Annotated in this window: 18 protein-coding genes; 10 read left to right on the top strand and 8 right to left on the bottom strand. The window is 37.5% G+C overall.

The window, feature by feature from the left end:
- Positions 1-7: 7 nt before the first annotated feature.
- Genes I4641_RS05490 through I4641_RS05515 form a run of 6 tightly spaced genes read right to left on the bottom strand, consistent with a single transcriptional unit; the run spans position 8 to position 6,189 of the window.
- On the bottom strand, positions 8-1,324 hold the full coding sequence (locus I4641_RS05490; protein ID WP_229639468.1) for an O-antigen polymerase: 1,317 nt from the start codon (positions 1,322-1,324) through the stop codon (positions 8-10).
- Positions 1,311-2,549, bottom strand: a complete 1,239-nt coding sequence (locus I4641_RS05495) for a glycosyltransferase family 4 protein (RefSeq protein ID WP_229639469.1) — start codon at positions 2,547-2,549, stop codon at positions 1,311-1,313. Before I4641_RS05495 ends, I4641_RS05490 begins: the two co-directional genes overlap by 14 nt.
- Positions 2,550-2,564: 15 nt before the next feature.
- Complete coding sequence (locus tag I4641_RS05500; protein WP_229639540.1) at positions 2,565-3,698, bottom strand: acyltransferase family protein; 1,134 nt, start codon at positions 3,696-3,698, stop codon at positions 2,565-2,567.
- A gap of 41 nt (positions 3,699-3,739) precedes the next feature.
- Entirely contained in the window at positions 3,740-4,537 is a 798-nt protein-coding gene (locus I4641_RS05505) for a sulfotransferase domain-containing protein (RefSeq protein ID WP_229639470.1), read from the bottom strand.
- 10 nt (positions 4,538-4,547) lie between these two features.
- Positions 4,548-5,087: an acyltransferase gene (locus I4641_RS24025; RefSeq protein WP_304956520.1), complete on the bottom strand. Its 540-nt coding sequence runs from the start codon at positions 5,085-5,087 to the stop codon at positions 4,548-4,550.
- A 7-nt stretch (positions 5,088-5,094) separates the two neighbouring features.
- The gene (locus tag I4641_RS05515) at positions 5,095-6,189 is read right to left on the bottom strand and encodes an acyltransferase family protein (protein WP_263858150.1); all 1,095 of its coding nucleotides are present in this window, start codon (positions 6,187-6,189) and stop codon (positions 5,095-5,097) included.
- 830 nt (positions 6,190-7,019) lie between these two features.
- On the opposite strand from I4641_RS05515, the gene I4641_RS05520 reads away from it, so the two are divergent.
- The 3 genes from I4641_RS05520 to I4641_RS05530 are packed head-to-tail and all read left to right on the top strand — an operon-like array spanning position 7,020 to position 10,183.
- Positions 7,020-7,496, top strand: a complete 477-nt coding sequence (locus I4641_RS05520; protein ID WP_229639472.1) for a TspO/MBR family protein — start codon at positions 7,020-7,022, stop codon at positions 7,494-7,496.
- Positions 7,497-7,530: 34 nt separating this feature from the next.
- Complete coding sequence (locus I4641_RS05525) at positions 7,531-8,610, top strand: TIGR00341 family protein (RefSeq protein WP_229639473.1); 1,080 nt, start codon at positions 7,531-7,533, stop codon at positions 8,608-8,610.
- A gap of 16 nt (positions 8,611-8,626) precedes the next feature.
- On the top strand, positions 8,627-10,183 hold the full coding sequence (locus I4641_RS05530; protein ID WP_229639474.1) for a metallophosphoesterase family protein: 1,557 nt from the start codon (positions 8,627-8,629) through the stop codon (positions 10,181-10,183).
- 226 nt (positions 10,184-10,409) lie between these two features.
- Here the strand turns inward: I4641_RS05530 and I4641_RS05535 are convergent, their stop codons facing one another.
- Together I4641_RS05535 and I4641_RS05540 are read right to left on the bottom strand one after the other, a co-directional pair.
- Positions 10,410-11,927, bottom strand: coding sequence for an FAD-dependent oxidoreductase (locus I4641_RS05535; RefSeq protein WP_229639475.1), 1,518 nt, complete (start codon positions 11,925-11,927; stop codon positions 10,410-10,412).
- A gap of 167 nt (positions 11,928-12,094) precedes the next feature.
- Positions 12,095-12,412, bottom strand: a complete 318-nt coding sequence (locus I4641_RS05540; protein ID WP_229639476.1) for a hypothetical protein — start codon at positions 12,410-12,412, stop codon at positions 12,095-12,097.
- A 177-nt stretch (positions 12,413-12,589) separates the two neighbouring features.
- On the opposite strand from I4641_RS05540, the gene I4641_RS05545 reads away from it, so the two are divergent.
- The 7 genes from I4641_RS05545 to I4641_RS24480 all read left to right on the top strand — a co-directional run bounded on the left by I4641_RS05545 (position 12,590) and on the right by I4641_RS24480 (position 19,158).
- Entirely contained in the window at positions 12,590-13,840 is a 1,251-nt protein-coding gene (locus tag I4641_RS05545) for a cation:proton antiporter (protein ID WP_369426728.1), read from the top strand.
- 54 nt (positions 13,841-13,894) lie between these two features.
- A complete protein-coding gene (locus I4641_RS05550) occupies positions 13,895-14,113 on the top strand; it encodes an acetyltransferase (RefSeq protein WP_229639541.1) in 219 nt (72 codons plus the stop codon).
- Complete coding sequence (locus tag I4641_RS05555; RefSeq protein ID WP_369426729.1) at positions 14,091-15,107, top strand: YegS/Rv2252/BmrU family lipid kinase; 1,017 nt, start codon at positions 14,091-14,093, stop codon at positions 15,105-15,107. The genes I4641_RS05550 and I4641_RS05555 overlap by 23 nt, the downstream gene beginning before the upstream one ends.
- 29 nt (positions 15,108-15,136) lie before the next feature.
- Positions 15,137-15,937, top strand: coding sequence for a hypothetical protein (locus tag I4641_RS05560; protein ID WP_229639479.1), 801 nt, complete (start codon positions 15,137-15,139; stop codon positions 15,935-15,937).
- Positions 15,938-16,020: 83 nt separating this feature from the next.
- A complete protein-coding gene (locus tag I4641_RS05565; RefSeq protein ID WP_229639480.1) occupies positions 16,021-17,637 on the top strand; it encodes an Hsp70 family protein in 1,617 nt (538 codons plus the stop codon).
- Positions 17,638-17,984: 347 nt separating this feature from the next.
- Positions 17,985-18,773 carry a WecB/TagA/CpsF family glycosyltransferase gene (locus I4641_RS05570; RefSeq protein ID WP_229639481.1) on the top strand — a complete coding sequence of 263 codons (789 nt, stop codon included), beginning with the start codon at positions 17,985-17,987 and terminating at the stop codon, positions 18,771-18,773.
- 232 nt (positions 18,774-19,005) lie between these two features.
- The gene (locus tag I4641_RS24480) at positions 19,006-19,158 is read left to right on the top strand and encodes a QAALIT motif small membrane protein (RefSeq protein ID WP_500814681.1); all 153 of its coding nucleotides are present in this window, start codon (positions 19,006-19,008) and stop codon (positions 19,156-19,158) included.
- The last annotated feature ends 12 nt before the right edge of the window (positions 19,159-19,170 follow it).

The following is a 19,170-nucleotide window of genomic DNA, read 5'->3' on the forward strand; positions in this document are numbered from 1 at the left end:
AATTCATTTAACGATAATGTTGCAACAATAAGCGTTTGGGAATTAATCTGGCTTTGTTCAATTCACGACGCTTAATCCATAACAATAAAAAACAAGGCCAAAAAGCCATACCCACCCAAGCATAGATACCAGGTAAATCTCCGCCTCGTAATAAGGGAATCAAACAAGCACAGACTACCGCCCGTACAATTACTCCTGCAAAAGGTTTGAGACGAATACTATAGGTAGTTATTTTTGCTAAAGCCCAACCATAGATTAACGACCAACTGACAATACCGAATATTCCCCCGTCAATATAAAAAGAACCAAACAAAGTAGGAGAAAAGCCTACCGTCATTCCTGTTGAAGCATCACTCAATCCCAAATACTCCATGTAGCTTCCTCCTACAGGCTTGCCCGCCCAAAGACTACGGGGAATAGGGCGCATCAAAATTTCCAAGTGTTCCATGCCATAACGAAAATCTAGATGTTTGGGAAAAAGACTGCGGACAATCACAAAGCCATCGAGCATATTGCCATCCTCTGCACTCATAGCCCGCGCTATGGCAGCCTGTTCTAAAGATACTTCGGACAACGCCACATTACGCATGGCACCAGCAAAAGCAAATAAGCCCAAACCAACAACAGCAGCTATACTAAAAACCCATAGTCTTTTTTGAGGTTTGAAAGAAGAAGAAAGAATAATTGCGCTGGCTACAATCCAGCCAATGAATTGGAAACGAGATGCTGGACTGAAGGTTAAGTAAAATACCCCAATCAAAATTACAGTTGCCAATAATTTATGTAATGTGCTGGGCAATCCACCAAATTTCCACAGGGTTATGGTCAATACCGCAATTCCAATTAAAACCATTGGAAATAGATACAGATAACCGCTGATTTCAAATGCTGCTGACTTACCGCTATTAATTTGAGCAAGAATACCGGAACGAGTAGCAATTACCAAAGGAAAACAAAGTAAACCTAGAAATAATACTTTTGGTCTTAACCAAGTTAGTAGGGAATTGTCATTTCCTGCTTTAGAGACAGATATAGCTTGCTTTTGACAATACCAATAGGTACTCAATAAACAGATTTGACCAAAGATGATACAAGCTAAGGCATTTAAACCATCAACCTCAGGATTGTCACTCAGAAAAGCCGTAACATTTACCCATCTGCCTAAATCTGATGTTACCGACCAATAGCGATAGGATGCAACATAGAATAAAAAACTACTGACTAGTAAAGGAACAACATCATTGCGTCGGATCAACCAATAAAGACTAACAATAATTAATATAATTTGAGCGAAAAGTAATACTGGATATTCAAGTACAGCCATGAGTAATAGCTTTAAGACGAGAGGATAAATTCTGGAGACTAAACTCAGAAGTAATATAAGATTGAGTAGCGAATTCTTGTAGTTGTTGGGGGTTTTGCTGACAAAACCTTAAAGCATTTGCGATCGCGTCTGGAGTTAACTCACGCAATATTAACCCATTAATTTTGTTTTTGACCACCGCACCACAGTTTTCTGAAGCAATAATCGGTAATTGCCAAGCCTGTGCCTCTAATTGAGTTAGTCCAAAACCATCGGAAAGAGTGGGAAATAAAAAGATGTCCGCCTGTTGATAGTATTGGGCTGTAACGCTTCGAGGTACTGCTCCTGGCAATTTTATGTTTGGACTGATATTTTCTAGTTGAGTGATTCCCAACGAGCCAACCAGCCAGAATTCAATAGGCTCATCTTGAAGTACTTCGGCAGCTTTAATTAGATCTGCAATACCTTTACGTAAAATAATTTGACCGAGAAATAAAACCCGTAGGGGACGTTGGTGAGTAAAAATACGGGGATAGGTGCGAATGAAATCTTGACCTACTTTTGGAGATTGATACGCTAGAGGAACAATATCTATCTTGTCTTGGGCAATAGTATTGGCTTGTAAAGCATTCTTAGACCATGCAGAATTAACAATAATTTTATCGGCTAGATTGCATTCTTGTTTCCAATCAGACCAATATTCAAATGGTGCTGGTTGCCAATGGGATTGATAATTGGGATGTTTGAGATGTTCTTGATTTACTATTTGTTCTTCAGTGATACCAGGGTCTATTTGACCTAAAACAGTTTGCCAACCTCGATTTTTTGCATAGCGAAATAGTTTTAAAGCTGCATAACTATAGGCAAAAATAGTAATTTTGGAATTAAGCTTAGGAGGATATTTTTTAAGTACCTTCAAAGCTCGATCTTGAAACCAATCGTTACGGGCAATAATCTTCTTCCAGCCTCTACTCTGTCTGAGTTTTTGAGTTAATTCAAATTGAAACAAAGATTGATTAAAAGAATAAACTAACACGTTATTTAATTCTGGATGAAATCTTTCTCGTAAATTAGCTAAATAGGGCTTTGGTAGCCGATTTAAAGGTGAATTAGGTTCGATCCATGTATCTGTAATTAAGTACTCTAATTGTCCTTGTTGATGCAAAGCTCTAGGAATAGCATAATGCTCTCTTGCTCCTATTTGGCAGCAGATCCAGGTTGAGTCGGGAGAGTTTTGAGCTAGCATAAAAAATACAATAAATTATTCTACTTTTAAACGGGAGTGCATGAAGTTACGTTCGCACAATAGGAAAAACAAATGACACAACAATAAAGTAGCAATAGCTGTGACTAAAGCTAGCCAACCGTGCATTGGTCTTGTTCCAAATTTTTCAATAGTCCAGGCACTAACAAAAGCTACTAGAGGAAAATGACAGATATAAATCGTGTAAGATTCCATGCCGATAAATTCAAATAAACGATGTATAGGATGATTGAAAATTGAGTTTGGCAAACTTACTACTATTAATAAGGTACTAGAACCAAGTAAACAATACAAAAAGAAGTTGAATGAGTCGGGAAAATTATAATTAATTGCAATAAAACTAATTGATAAGCTCAAATAACTAATAAATATAATCCATTTAGGTAATTGCTTTTTAACCAAAAATTCAGCAATTAATGCACCGCTTAACCAGATAGGATAATGAATTAAAATGGCGCGAATAAAACTAGGCGGTAAAAAATAATTTCCTGCGATCGCCAAAGTAAAGCCAGTTATATAGCCTTGCCACGCTCCCAAACGGCGCACCATTAGCCATAAAGGATACAAAAGATAGTAAACAAATTCATAACCAAGAGACCAAAAAGGGCCATTTGTACCAAAGTCTTTACCCAAACTACTGGGTAATAGAAATAAAGCAGGAATAATAGAAGTGAGAGAGAAATCTTTTCTGATGAAATTAGTATCTAATAAGATATCTCCTGTGGCTGCATGATAAAGAGTTGGATATAAATAATAACCAATTAAATCTACTATTAAAGTTAAAATTAAAGCAAATATATAAGGTGGAACTAGTCGATGTAAACGACGCTTGAAAAAGCGAGTCAGATCGAAACTAAAGCTGTTTTTTTCTGCTAACTGCTTAGATATTCTTAAATGAATAAAAAAACCACTAAGAGCAAAGAAAATCATGACTACTTCATGACCATATCTGAGACTAGCCGAAGCAGTCGCCAAAATATCAGACCACCAAGAACGATCTATTTTGTTCCATTCATTATTACCAGCCCAAAGTAACCAACGGCAATGTCCCAAAAGGACATAAACAGCTAATATACCTCGCAAAGCATCTAAGCTTTTTAGATTTAAAGATTTTTTGGTTTCAGTTAACATTGCCACTTTTTTAAAATTCTTAATAATAAAAACAATATTAATTACATCCAATTATTAGATTTTTCATAGCCTAATTGAATTAATAAATCTCCTACTTCTGAATTTATGAACTTGCGATCTTCAAGGGTAAAAGCCGTTTGCCACTTTGATACTTTTTGACCGCGATAGTAACCAATGATTGCAGTACTTTCTGCTTTTCTTTGGGTTAATATAATCCAGCGACCATGCCATAAACTTTTAATTCTTGTAGGTAAGATAGGTTGCTGATGCAGTGGAGTTAATTCCAAATCGTGTTGAATATTTTCCAACACCGATTCAGTATTTTTAATAACATTTTCAAACTTTAATATCTTAACTTTTGGTTCGTCAAGCCACATTTTAATATGATTAGCCCAGTTTTTGATTCTGCTCGTATCTCCTGTTTTTTGACGTATAAATTCACTAAGAGAACATCTAGTAGACGGATCGTAGGATTGCATAAATAAGTGCAAAGAACACATTACATCACGTCCATCTCTAAGCACATAATAAATATCTGCTTCTTTTTTTAGCCAATTGACCCAAGATATTTTTTCAGAAGATAAATAAGAAAACTGAGGATAACAGTGAGTCTTTACTAAAGGTCTTTTTACTTGCTGTAAAATATTGAATGCTTGTAGATCGGATAGTAAATTTTGTGGATCTAAGCCACAATAGAGTCGATTTAAAGGTTCTCCTAGTTTTTTGCTAGACTGACATTCTTTGAATTGTTTCCGCAATAAATCTATCGTCAAATGAGTACCCGATCGCGGATGACTAGCAATTACAATTGGCTTACCAATATCTTTGAATGTTTCCATAATTAAATGCCTAAACTAACCAAGGTTGATAATTCAATTGATACTTTAAGTTGGGATTGCGCTTTTTAATAATGCGAGCAGGATTACCCGCTACTATAGTATTAGCTTCAACATCCTTCGTCACTACCGATCCCGCACCTATCACCGCACCATCGCCAATAGTTACCCCTGGTAAAATAATTGCTCGATAAGCAATCCAAACGCGATCGCCTATAACAACATCACCTCCTTGGTCGGCAAATTCAGCAGACTGAGGATCGTGTCCAAGAGTAAGAATTGTAGCTTCAGGACCAATCGAGACATCCGAACCTGTTTTAATTTTGTAGTGACGACCATCAAATAAACAACCAAAATTAATTACATTGCGATCGCCTAGAGATACTTTACGACCATTGAGAAACCGACACCCCATCTGTACGGAAGTTTTTTCTCCTACTTCAGCTAAATAAGCTTGAAGATAAGACATTCTTAGTTTGTTGGATGGTAAGTAGCTAACAAAATGGCAATAAATATAGCTCAACGTGCTGCCAGCTAAAACTTTTTTTCTCATTTATCTATTACGCTTGTCCTAGTTTTTGATTAGCTTTTACTTGACGTCGGATGGTTTCAATTGGGTTTTTGATGTAAGTATTTAAAAGCCAAGAAACAATTAAAATTGGCAATATAGAAGCAAACATAAGAGCTATACTTGGTCTTTGATACCCAATTCCTAAATTATCAAAGATGACTAGGATAAATAAGCCGATTTGGTAATGAATTAAATACACAGGGTAGCTAAAACTGCCGATCCATTTATCTGTTTTTTTAGATATGTAAGGTAAGCTATCTATATTTAATAGGCTGATAATTATTAGGGCATGAATTAAGCAATTAGTATAAAAACTAAAATTCCCAAATATTTCAAAGTTCAAACCTAAAAGCCAGTTAAAAATAAATAAAATCATTAAAGTAATTGGAGAGATAAAATATTCAAAATACTTTAATGATTCCAAGATTGAAATAAGTTTATTTTGATAAAAATATGTCAAACCTCCAATAGCAAAAGGAAGTGACGCAGCAGGAATTATAAAATACTGATAGTTTAATCCTAGTCCTTTGAAATTAATTAACAGATGGTATAAAACACTAAATAAAAACCAACCAATGGTTAATGTTTTATTTTTAGATAATCCTAAAGCAATAACCATATAATAAAAAATTTCTACAGTTAAAGCCCATGCAGGAGGAGTTAGGCGAGGAGTTTCTTGGGTAGACAATAAAATAAAAATATTTTTGATTGCCGAAGTAATATTTTGAGGAAGGCATAGTGCTTCATGATAATTAAAAGCATAGTTTTTCCCTACCCACAAAATAAGCAAGAGAGATATTAAGCAAGATAACCAATAAAGTGGATAAATTCTTAGAAATCTATTAAATGTAAATTTAATAATTCCATTAATAGAATATCCATAACTTTTGTGCATAATTAGGGTCATCAAGTATCCACTCAAAATATAGAAGCCAAAAACTGCATATATGCCAATTAGCTTAATTCCTCCCAAATGAAGAGCAACAACCATAAATGCTAATAAAGTACGATAAGTGCCAAATACAATCTTCTCCGAGTAAACATTGAATTCAATGAGTAAATAAAAACATACTGCAATATTCAGTGTTTTTGATTAAGTGTATCTTTTTAGTTATTTCTAGCATTTTAATTTTCATTTGACTTCAGTAATTACAATATAAGTAAAATTACTACGTTCAGAATATACTAGTATTTTTACTATTAGAGTTTTCATTTAATTACGTTACAAATATATCAAATAAAAAATAATGATAATTGTCAAAAAAAATTATAGACAAATATTGACTATAGTCCACCAAACTATATTTTTAGCTCGACCTATGAAACGCTTTATAGAATTTTTGGACACACTTTTTTGACTTCTTTTAGCTTATCTGCTTGTTTATTAGTTTTACATCACAAGTCTGGTAGAGCCGAAGTATTCCATCATATCGTTGAATTATCTCAAAAAGCCGATTCATTCCTTGAAGGAAAAGAGGATAAAGATTTCATCAAAAAGCCAGATATAGCTCTAAAATTAGTCAATCAAACAATTAAAAGAAAATATCGTCTTACAAGTTCTTTCGCTGGTTACAAGATAATGAGGAACTATTTGCTGAACATAAAGCTAATCGAGGATTTGTTTGGGGATAAAATCAAGTAACGTTGCATTTATTCTCTAAAATATCTTCGTAGCTAGAAAATATAGCTTGTCAATCATATTCAGCTTCAACTAATTGACGACTATTGGTTTGTAATGTTTGCCACAATTTGCGATCGCGAATCAGTTCGACAAACGCAACTCAAAATTCTATCTCCAGAGGGAAGTTATTAGGATGAAAAATACAGCATCATAAGGTGCTGTTAATTTTTATGTAGCTTTTGATGCCAAAATCTTTGATAGTGGTAACTAATTTTTTAAAAAAATAAACAATTATGATTCCTTCCTGGCTGGCAATTGGGGTTGTTACCCTAGCTGTTCCCTTTGCTTTTAATCGTTTAATCAGTAGTAGAGATTTTCGCTGGTTTAAACGCTTGCGTCGTCCCAACTGGCTGACCTTTGAGTGGGCAATTCCGATTATCTGGACAGTCGTATTTATTTGTGGTGCTTGGTCGGCTTACAATGTCTGGGAAGCAAATCCAAGAGAGACTTCAACGTGGTTGTTGATGGGGTTTTATTTGCTAGTAGAGACAGCAATTTCTTTGTATACTCTAGTGATGTGCAAAACTCGCAGCCTCAAGGTAGGAACGATTATTGGCGGAACGGGGTTTTTCTTGGGGGCAATGTTGGCAGTAATTATATTACCCATATCTAGCGTTGCATTTTGGTTGTTAGTTCCCTATTTACTATGGAGTCCCGTGGGAACTTTTGTTACTTGGCAAATGATGCAGCTAAACCCTATTGATGCCTAACGATAATTTTATTTTAATTTCTTGATCAAAAGCTATGATACCTATATTTGCTGCGACTCCCAGATACGTTACTCGTTTCAAATACTTCCTCCGAATAGTTACTCGTCAATTACACCTCAAGAAACTGTGGGAAAAAGATAACGGCGATTGGAAGTGGGTCAAAGAAAAAGCAACTCCCATTGCCAGTCTCAATCGTACCTTGTGGCGTTTGTCTGTCCCCACTTTTAGTTTTCATTTTATGCTGGTGTTGTCGGCAATTATTTCTACATTGGGACTACTGGCAAACAGCGTAGCTATCATTATTGGGGCGATGATCATTGCACCCTTAATGGGACCTATTATCGGGATGGCTTATTCCGTCGCGATGGGCAATCGTAAGCTATTGCGTCGCTCTAGTTTAACTTTATTTAAGGGCATAATTTTAACCATTGTCGCTTCTTGGTTGACCGCTTCAATTATTGGCTTAGAAACAGTTGAATCTGAAATACTTTCTCGTACTAACCCTACTTTAATTGATTTTGGTATTGCTATGGCAGCAGGGCTGGCTGGGGCTTTTACTCAAACTCGTCGCAGTATTGCTGATGCGATTCCTGGTGTTGCGATCGCCGTAGCATTAGTCCCTCCTCTCAGTGTGATTGGTATTGGTTTGGGTTTGGGAGAACAAGAAATTGCTGTTGGGGCATTTTTGTTGTTTTTAACCAATTTAATTTGTATTATATTTTTTGGTAGTTTAGTATTTTTATTTCAGTCTTATGGCAATCTAAATCGGGCAAAGAAAGGACTAGCAATGTCTACTGCGGTCATGTTTGCCCTGGGGGTACCATTAACTCTTTCCATGCGAGATTTGATCCTTAAAAAGAATGTTACTTCTCAAATTTCCAATTTAATTGTGGAAGAAACAGATATTTTTAAGAATGCAGATGTTAATTTTATTACTGTTACTCCTCGAAATAAGTTTCTTCAGATCAAAATAGAAGTTGCTGCACCTTTAGATTCTATCTCTCAAGTAGATATAGATCGCTTGAGAAGAATATTGGCAGAAAACATTAATCAGCCGATTGATTTGAGAGTAGAAGTAATTCCTCTGCGAGTGATTAAGTCCCACCAAGATTAGATTTATTAGATAAAAAATGAAATTTGTAAGGGATCCCGATATATCTGTCAAAATCCACCGCATGAAGCGCAGAGTGCGTTGGCAAGACGATCCAATCAAACAAAGAGCGATCGCCCAAACCAAACTAGTAATTGACCAGGAAGATACGGACAATCCTAATTTCTCTTTTACAGTAATTGGTGATAGTGGCTGCGGATCTCATCTCAAACACCATCCCCAACGCAAGATAGCTGAGATGATACTGCAACAGGATGATTCTTCTTTTCTGCTTCATACTGGAGATGTTATATATCAGGTGGGTTCGAGGGAATATTATCCACAAAATTTTATCGATCCTTACCAAGAATTTTTAGTGGGAGGAGAAAATTCCAGTCGGCTTAAATATGATTCTCTAACTTTCAAATCGCCGTTTTTTCTCGTACCTGGAAATCATGACTATTACGATCTTCCTTTAATTTCTGGAATTTTAGCCCAGGCTACCTGGCTACCGCGACGTTTGTTACGAGGAAGAATCGATCTAGATGTAGGTTGGTATGGTTCGGATTGTGGAGATGCTTATGCAAGGGCTTTTCTAAATTACTTAGCCGATCTCAAAGACCAGTCTAGTTTAAAACAATATCTAGACGATCACTATACCGCTAACCATACAGGCGATCGCTGTTTGCATTATCAGCCAGGAAAATTTACCCGTTTACCCAACCGTTATTATACTTTTCGTTATGGTGGGATTGATTTTTTTGCTTTAGATTCTAATACTTTCAATCAACCCCTGGCTATTCCCGATACAGAAGAAGGAGAAAGCAGGAGAGAAAAACTATTAACTCGTCAAAGGGAACTAGAAAATCGCGAACAAAAAATTCAAGAGTCATTGGATCGACTCGATCGCAACAATCCCGAAGATCTCGAAGAAATTGACGATTACTATGCAAAACTAGAGCATATCAGTGAAAGCCAGCGAGATATTAATAAACAACTCAATAAACAGAACCAAGCAACTGATTGGGAGCAATTAGAATGGTTAAAGGATAGTTTGGTTGCATCTTGGCAAGATGAAGCAGCTAGAGGCAGAATTATTTTCTTACACCACCCTCCCTATGTTACGGAAACTACCAAATGGAATCAGGGGCAGACTTTGGCGGTACGAGATCGCTTGCGTCAAGTATTTGATGATGCAGCTAAAGAAATAGGTGCATTACCCGAAGGGCGATCTCTAGTAGATATAGTATTATCGGGTCACGCTCACTGTCTGGAATATCTTTATACTAAAGAGACGGGACATGGGGACTCCTATACTAATTGGATCGTCTGCGGTGGTAGCGGTCATAGTTTGCGCCGTCAACGTCATGAAGGAACAGTATTGTATCAAGATGCAGACTTGAACTCCGAACCTATCGGCCAGTCGCACCTATATGTAGGGCGCAGTGGTAGCGGAAGACATCACAAACGCCCTTATTCTTTTTTACGTATTGATGTGGAAGATGGGGATAAACCTAGGTTTACGATTAATCCTTTTGTAGCGGAATGGCATCAACGTCAATGGCACGAATATGCGATCGACTCTTTTGAAATTTGAACCTCCCATCGCTCTCCCGCGAGGGAATCCCTTTGAGACTCTTATACGACTACTGATAAATGATTCGACCAAGGCAAATTTTGATCATTTAAAATCTGCTTTAATTGTTGTGAAGCAATAAAATTTCTTTTTGGATACCTAAGCCATAGTTTAGTAGTAGAAATTAATGAAAAAGGCGATCGCATTTACAAAGCGATCGCCTTGGCAGAATCTATTTGTAGAGAATTTAAGACAAAGTTTTTACTTCTAAATCTTTGGTCGCAGGACTTTGAATAATCTTTCCTTCACAGGTAAAACGTCCACCATGACAGGGACAGTCCCAACTTTTCTCAGCACTATTCCAATTAACAATACAGCCAAGATGAGGACAGGTAGCATTTACTGCCGTGACTTTACCAGTTTCGTCTTTGTAAACGCCTACGGTTTCACCTTTATAGTTGATTAGCTTGCCTTCTCCTGGTTTAACATCATCCGTTGACCAGCTTGTTAATCCTTTTAATCTATCGCCTACCCAGTGCATTCCTACGTCAAGATTATTTTTCATTGATTCCTTGGTTACAAAGGGAGTAGCCCGCAGCGAATCATATAAATCTACCCAAGGATTAGCTATACCCTGAACTAAATCAGACAAGATCATACCCGCCATTGTCCCTTTACTCATACCCCATAGGCTATAGCCTGTCGCCACATAAATGCGATCGTTGGCAGGGGTTAGTTTACCAATAAAAGGCAGTTGGTCGAAAGACTCGTAATCTTGACTCGACCAACGATAGTCAATCTTATCAATTTCAAAGTGTGAATGGGCGTAGCGTTCTAATTCTTGGTAAGACTCTTCGGTTTCACTTTTCTCACCTACTTTGTGACTGCCACCACCAATCATTAGCAGTAAATCTTTACCTTCTGTAGGAGTAGTACGAATAGAGTAATAATTATTACCTACGCCGATATACATCCCTTCAGGAGCTTTGGCAGAGTTAATCTTGGCACCAATAATATAAGAACGTTGAGGATAGGTTTTAGCAAAAAACAGTCCCTGATCCATAATTGGCAGATGAGTAGTCAGCAAGACGTCATTTGCCAGTAAGGTTGCATTGTCTGTAAACACTTTACAGGGTGTTCCCTCTTCTGCGGTTTTAACTCGACTATTCTCAAATACATAGCTACCATCACCAGGAATCAAATCTGCTAGATGCAGTAGATACTTGCGGACGTGAAACTGTGCCTGGTTGTTAAATTTAACTGCTCCTGCAATATCAAAAGGCAGGGTAGTATCGGTGACAAATTCCGCAGGAAGACCTAATTTGACGGCTGCGTCGTATTCTTTTTGTACCTTATCTAAATTATTTTTATCTTCAGCAAAAGAATAGGTATCGTTGCGTTGAAAATCACAGTCGATCCCTTCTTGTTCTACGGTAGAAGCAATAAACTCTACCCCTGCTTGATTAGATTCGCCATACAGTCTAGCCTTGTCTTCTCCATGCCTGTCAATCAGCTCGGCATAAATCAACTGGTGTAAAGAAGTAACCTTTGCCGTTGTATGTCCGCTAGCACTGGCTGCGATATGTTGTCCTTCGATCAAAGCTACTTTCTTACCAGCTTTTTTGAGTAAGTAAGCTGCGGTGATACCTGTAATGCCCGCACCAACAATTGCTACATCAACGGTGACATTTTCCATTTGGGGATAAGTCGTTTTGGCAGTAGAATCGAGCCAAAAAGAAACTGGTTTCCCAGGTAAAGTTGTCATAATCTTTAATTAGTAGAGAGGATTTGATCGTCTTTTAAGCCTAAATAACTATCATCAAAAAATCTATCTATCAATAGCCTTATTTGTAAAGAATAGAACTAAAGTGTATCTGCCTATTTTTAGAGAAATATAGGATAAAAATAAACAGATATTTGCTGCTGGTTTGTTTAATCTAAATCTAAAGTTTCTTCAATTTCATCTAAATTTAATTTTTCGGCAATACTTTCTTGTTCCGCTTTTCTCTCGGCTTTTTCTTCAGCCTGTTTAGATCTTTGTGCTTGCTCTTGATTGCGACTTATTTTTGCTGATTCGTATTCTGCATCGTTTAATACATTATCTTCAGAAATACCAACGATATCTTGTTTAAGTACTTCTGCCAAAGCGCGATCGCTATTGAGACCCCATGCCGAACTAAAAAATAGAGTAATTGAAATCAAACCAATAGCTATAACTCGACGAAGCTGAGTTTTTGACAATAGAAACATTTTTTTACCCAAATTTACTAAGGTTTCAATCTCTTATTAATCTATTGTTTGAGATGTTCCGCAATCATCCTCAAGACATACTTAATTATTCGTTCAATTCAGAATCAGAATCCAACTAATGATTGACAGGTAAACAATACTTACTGTGATAGGTTAGGACAACTCTAATAAATAATGATGAATACCTATATTCTCAGTCTTTTAGTTATTGGCTTGCTATTGTTAGCTGTAACTTTAGGTTCGGGCTGGATAAAACGCTTACCTCTTTCCTATGCCCTAATTTATCTCATAGTAGGTATCGTATTAGGTTCATATGGCTTTGGATTAATTGAAATAAGACCAAACACCGAATTTTTGGAAAGACTGACCGAATTTGTAGTTATTGTTTCTGTATTTGGTTGCGGATTAAAAATTAATCGCCCCTTAAAACTTTGGGGATGGCAGTCTACGATTAGATTGATTGGGCTGCTGATGCCTATTTCTATCTTGGCATTAGCAGCGATCGCTCATTACGTTCTGGGTATGGGTTGGGGGGCTGCGGTACTGATGGGAGCTATACTTGCACCGACAGACCCCGTATTAGCTTCAGAGGTACAGTTATCTCATGTAGAAGATAAAGACGAGTTGCGCTTTGCCTTAACCTCCGAAGGCGGTCTAAATGATTCTTTAGCGTTTCCATTCGTTTACTTCGGCATCTATGCCTTTAAAGATGACAATTGGGACAACTGGTTTACCAAGTGGGTGGGAATCGATCTGCTCTGGGCGATCGCATCAGGGATTATCATGGGTATTATTGTCGCTAAAGCCATAGTATGGCTTGATCGCCATCTGCAAAAGCGTCGTCCTGCCGATGACTTGATGGAAGATTTTGTGGCACTGAGCATTATTTTGCTGACTTACTCCCTAACCGAACTTGTGAACGGTTATGGCTTTTTGGCAGTGTTCGTAGCGGGGTTGGTGGTGCAGCGCAGTTATTTCACCCAGCAGGATAAACGCCTGGCACAGTTAGAATTTACCGAACAGATTGAGAAGCTATTAGAAGTTACGGCGATCGTTATTTTAGGCTCTATGCTGTTAATCGAGCCGATGCTCAAATATGCAGGACAATCATTACTCGTTGCGGGGTTGCTGTTTTTAGTGATTCGTCCTGTAGGAGTATGGTTAGCTATGTTAGGAGGCGATTTACCTAAAACAACTCGTTCTCTTATGGGTTGGTTTGGTATTAAAGGCTTAGGTTCGATTTATTATCTTACCTACTCATTGGGTAAAGGACTTTCGGGAACTGTGGCAGAACAGATCGCCTGGATTACCTATACGGTAATAGTGCTGTCTATACTGGTTCATGGAATCAGCGCATCTCCTTTAATGGCTTGGTATGAGGGAGTTAAAGAGAAATCAAAAGCTTCTCCTACAAAAGCAGTTTCTTAAAACGTTTAAATTTCAAAACAATACAAACCCAAAAAAATAATTAGGAACTTCGTGATGCTATTAAAAATCAAAAAAGATGATGTACTAGTCGAAATTACTGAAATTATCGAACTGATTAATCCTTCCAGGGCAGAAGTAACAGCTCAAATTCAGGCAGGAGAAGAGGAACAACCACCCGAACCTTTTAAGAAGTCAGACTTAGTTTTTCCTTCTGGTGAAAATCTTCCTCAATGCTGGCTCGATAGCAACTATAAATCTAAAAAATCTAAATAGACTTACTTCACCGTCAAACCTATTCTCCTCAAAAACTATGAAGCGTTCAGCCTGTTTAATCTTTAATTCTGTCGCGGGACAGGGTGATTCTGACCAAGATTTAGCTATGATAAAAAGCATCTTAGAACCAGAATTTGACCTTGATATTCAGTTTACAACCAAAGAAGTCAGTGGCGGAGAGTTAGCCCGCCAAGCAGTCGAGGGCCATGCCGAAATAATTCTTGCTTCTGGAGGAGACGGTACGGTTTCAGCGGTAGCCGAGGCTCTAATCAACACTGACATTCCTTTAGGTGCAATCTCTAGAGGAACAGCGAATGCCTTTGCTAATGCTCTGGGAATACCAGATACGGTTGAGGCAGCTTGCAAAGTAATTGTTGATGGTGCTACTCGAAAAGTGGATGCAGCAATGTGCAACGATAAACCGATGATTCTCTTAGCAGGAGTAGGTTTTGAAGCAGAAACCGTCGAAGATGCCGATCGCGAAGCTAAAGATCGCTTGGGTATGCTGGCTTATGTGTTATCTGGCTTAAAACAGCTTCGAGAAATGACTCAATTTACTGCCGAAATTGAAACTCCAGATAAAATAATTACGGTAGATACTGCTGCGGTAACTATTGCCAATGCTGCTCCGCCCTCTTCTGTACTAGCCCGGGGAACGGCAGGTGTAATTTTTGATGATGGACTATTGGATATTACTATCCTTTCCCCACAAACCGCAGCAGGCGCGATCGCTACTTCGATTCAGCTATTGCAAAGCGCTGCTAATGAAGAGACGGTAGAAAGAGAGGGAGTGGGATATCTGCGTGCTAAATGGGTCAAGGTAACTACCGATCCCTCACAAAAGGTAGTGTTAGACGGCGAAATTATTGGTAAGACTCCCATCGAAGTCAAATGTATTCCTGGTGGATTGACTGTTTTTGTTCCTTTAGAGTCTGAAGAACAGGCTGACGAACAGTTAGATAATTTGCCTGGAATAGACGTTAAATTGAAGTAGTTTATTGCTGGGATTACACCACAGTCAGGATGAAATCAGAGAAGATCGTAAAGGAAACTAATTTAGAAATTCCTAGCATTCCTAATGTTAGTTTGGTAGCTTTCTATGGTCATAAATCGCCCCAGTTAAAAGAATTAATTCAACAACTACAAAGAGAGATAACCAGTAGTCTGGGAGGAGATAGTTTTATTCCCTACCAACTAGAACAAGTCCATGCCACTGTTATTGGTTGTGAAGGCTTGAAAACTCAATCGGGGGTAATAAATAAATGGTTTTGCGATCGCAGACAAGAAACTAGGTATATAGATTTTCCTGGTTTAATTAATTATCTTCAACATCAAGTAGATTTACCTTTAACTATTCGTTTTGGGGGATACGATCGCGACGGGGAATATAATTATTTCAGTCGTAACGAACATCTTTATTATCGCTCGTTTCAACTCCAGCCAGCAAAAGAGGGGGTCATACCCATCTTAATTGGTTGGTCGTGGCAAGATAATCGAGTAACTTTAGGGATAGATAAGCTACGTCGTAATTTTCAGCAATTCAATTTGCTACATAAATATCATGAAACTACCGATGCCATAGATAATGACTTTTATCTACGCTTGGGTACGATAAATTGTCAATCAAGGGATTCAGAAATACAAGCGATCGCTAATAATATTCGTAGTTTATTAGAAACCCAATCCCCATTATCTATTCCCGTCAAGAAAAATAATTTAGCTTTTGCTCGATATCAAGATTTATCTTTGACTCCCACAACGACCAAAATAATCCCCATTGCTCAAATAACTGCCAATCTACTTGAGGAAATGTATCCCGTATAAGTCTTGTTACCTAATTAATCAACCAAGATGCGATACACTAATTCCCAATTAATAAACTTATTAGACTGGCTTCAAATTCTGCAATGGTAAATAATTCTAATTCTACTAGCTCTTACGCAATTGACTTTGGTACTAGCAATACGGCGATCGCCCGTTGGAATGCTGTTACCCAAGAAGGAGAATTAGTCAGGTTACCTAGTTTATCTCAACAATTTGCTTCTTTGCCCCCTCTAATTCCTAGTTTGATATATGTAAAAAATGCCCAAAAGCGTGAAATTATTGCAGGACAAGCAGTACGCGATCGCGGTTTGGATTTTGCCAATAATCCGCGTTTTTTTCGTAATTTCAAGAGAGGAATTGCCACGGATATTCAAGGATTTTTACCCGAGCTAGATGGTCAAAATTTATCTTTCGAGCGGGTAGGAGAATGGTTTTTGCGAGAATTAATCGTCAATCTTCAAGGAGAAACAAAAGAGAATTTAGAGTCTCTAGTCTTAACTGTACCCGTTGATAGTTTTGAATCCTATCGCAATTGGTTGATGGGGGTGTGTCAGTCTTTAGCTGTCGAGCAAATTAGAATTCTAGACGAGCCGACTGCTGCTGCTTTGGGATATGGTGCAGTAGGAGGAGAATTGTTGTTAGTAGTGGATTTTGGTGGAGGTACGATCGATCTCTCCTTGGTGCAACTATCTACTACAGCGGTTCAAACTCGCGGTTATATCCTCAAGTGGGGGCAAAAAATGCTGGGGGAGAACTCAGCCCAAAAAAAGAACATCGCGCGGGTAATTGCCAAAGCTGGTGCTAACCTGGGAGGAGCAGATATTGATAATTGGCTAGTAGATTATTTTGCTCGCACTCAAGAATTGCCCAAGTCTAGTTTGACTACTCGTTTGGCAGAAAGACTGAAGATTAAACTGTCTGAAGAGAAAGAGGCTAGAGAAGTTTACTTTAATGATGAAACTTTAGAAACTTATGAATTAGGGTTAGATCGTCCAACTTTCGAGCGCATTTTAGAACAACAGGGTTTTTTCGATCGCTTGGACGATTTGATGACTCAGGTTTTACAACAAGCAAGACGTAATGGTGTGGAAAATACTGAGATTGATAGTATACTTTTAGTAGGTGGATCAGTAAAAATACCAGCAGTACAAAACTGGATCAAACAATACTTTGATGAAGCTTTGATAAAGAATCAACGGCATTTTGAGGCGATCGCTACGGGAGCATTGCAAGTGTCTCAAAGCGTTGAAATAGAAGACTTTTTATACCACAGTTATGGCATTCGTTATTGGAATCGTAAAATCGGGCGTCACGATTGGCATCCAATTATTAAAACAGGGCAGCCTTATCCAACCAATCGCCCAGTGGAACTGGTTTTGGGAGCTTCTACCCCTAATCAAAGCAGTCTCGAATTAATTATTGGTGAATTAGCTGCCGAGACTGGCAATACAGAAGTTTATTTTGATGGGGATCGGCTGATTACTCATGCTGTAGATGCTGATAATACTCAAGTTCAGCCTTTAAACGATCGCGAAGGAGCAAGAACAATCGCCAAGTTAGAGCCTCTGGGAAACCCTGGAAGCGATCGCCTAAAACTTCTCTTCAACATAGATTCTCAGAGATATTTACGCATCACTGTAGAGGATTTATTGACCCAACAAACTTTACTGAATAATTACATTGTGGTGCAGCTAAATTGATGAACCATACTGTAATATGTAGATAAGTAAATACCATGAGCCAATATTTTGAAGATTTAGTATCAATGTGGTAATTACTTAGTTATTTATGCGGTTAAATCCCGATTAAAGACAAATTTAAGTAAAAACTATGGTAAAAATCTAACTTGAGATTGATACAGTCGTTCAAAAATACACTTTGGTAATTAATAAAACTACAACTAGACTGGGACGAAATACTACCTTTTTCTTGACAAATACTTAGTTATAAGTACTTAAAGGCATAAATCGAAAATATAAACGTAGAAGTATGACAAACCTGATAAATTAAGTATTCACCAGAAACTATACAAATATCTTAAAAAGCTATGAAAGCGAAGAGAGTAAATATACTAGATATTCAAATTGATAATATAGGCATGCAAGAGCTATTAGAAAAGCTCAGAGTTGGTGGGGTAGTATTTACACCAAATGTCGATCATTTGGTCAAATTACAAAAAGATCGTCAGTTTTATTGGGTTTATCAAGAAGCTGACTATCGAGTATGTGATAGCCAACTCATTATGTATGCTTCGCGTTTTTTGGGAAAACCCATTGGCGAAAAGGTATCGGGTTCGGATTTATTTCCTGCTTTTTACCAACGTTATGGCAATGACGAAAACGTTAAAATATTTTTGCTCGGTGGTTTAGAAGGGGTTGCAGAGCAAGCACGCCATAATATTAATCAAAAAGTAGGTCGTAATATGGTGGTAGAGACTTATTCTCCTCCTTATGGTTTTGAAAAGGATCCGATGGAGTGTCAGAAAATTATCGACTTGATCAATAACTCTGGTGCAAGTGTCCTCGCTGTGGGAGTAGGCGCGCCCAAACAAGAGAAATGGATTTGTCGCTACAGATCTCGCTTGACTTCGATTAAGACTTTTTTAGCCATAGGCGCAACTATCGATTTTGAAGCAGGAAACCTCAAAAGATCTCCTGCATGGATGAGTTCGATTGGTTTGGAATGGCTTTATCGACTTGTGTCAGAGCCTGGCAGATTGTGGAAAAGATATTTAGTCGAAGATCTGGCTTTTTTCGTGTTAATTTTTCGCCAAAAATTTAACTTAAACCGCAAAAGAAAATTTTCTCGTAACGAAAATTTATTTGAATCGAGATAATTTTACGTAAGAATAACTTAAATAACTTATTCTTACGTAAAATAAAGACAAATCGAGATAGTTAGTTTGATTATTAGTTTGATTAGTCGAGAAGAATTTATCATATGTTTCAAACTTATAAAGTAAGTTTGAAGTTTTAGATTAAAAGTATAGATTTAGTTACAATTTTGTAGATTAACTAGCAAGAGTAAGACATACTATTATTATGCAAGACTAAAACGAGGAATTGATAATGTTGGAAAGAATACTACTAGCGGGAATTGTTACATTTTGTATATATATATATTTGAATTTTGGTGGAAACTCATCTAACTCACCTACTTTAGATGGGAGAGTAAAAATAATGCCTGAATTTCTCAGCAAGGCTACTTTTTTTACTTGGTAATGATGCTTTTAA

Origin of the sequence: Waterburya agarophytonicola KI4 (genome assembly GCF_020640915.1) — a bacterium.
Taxonomy (GTDB): Bacteria; Cyanobacteriota; Cyanobacteriia; order Cyanobacteriales; family Xenococcaceae; genus Waterburya; species Waterburya agarophytonicola.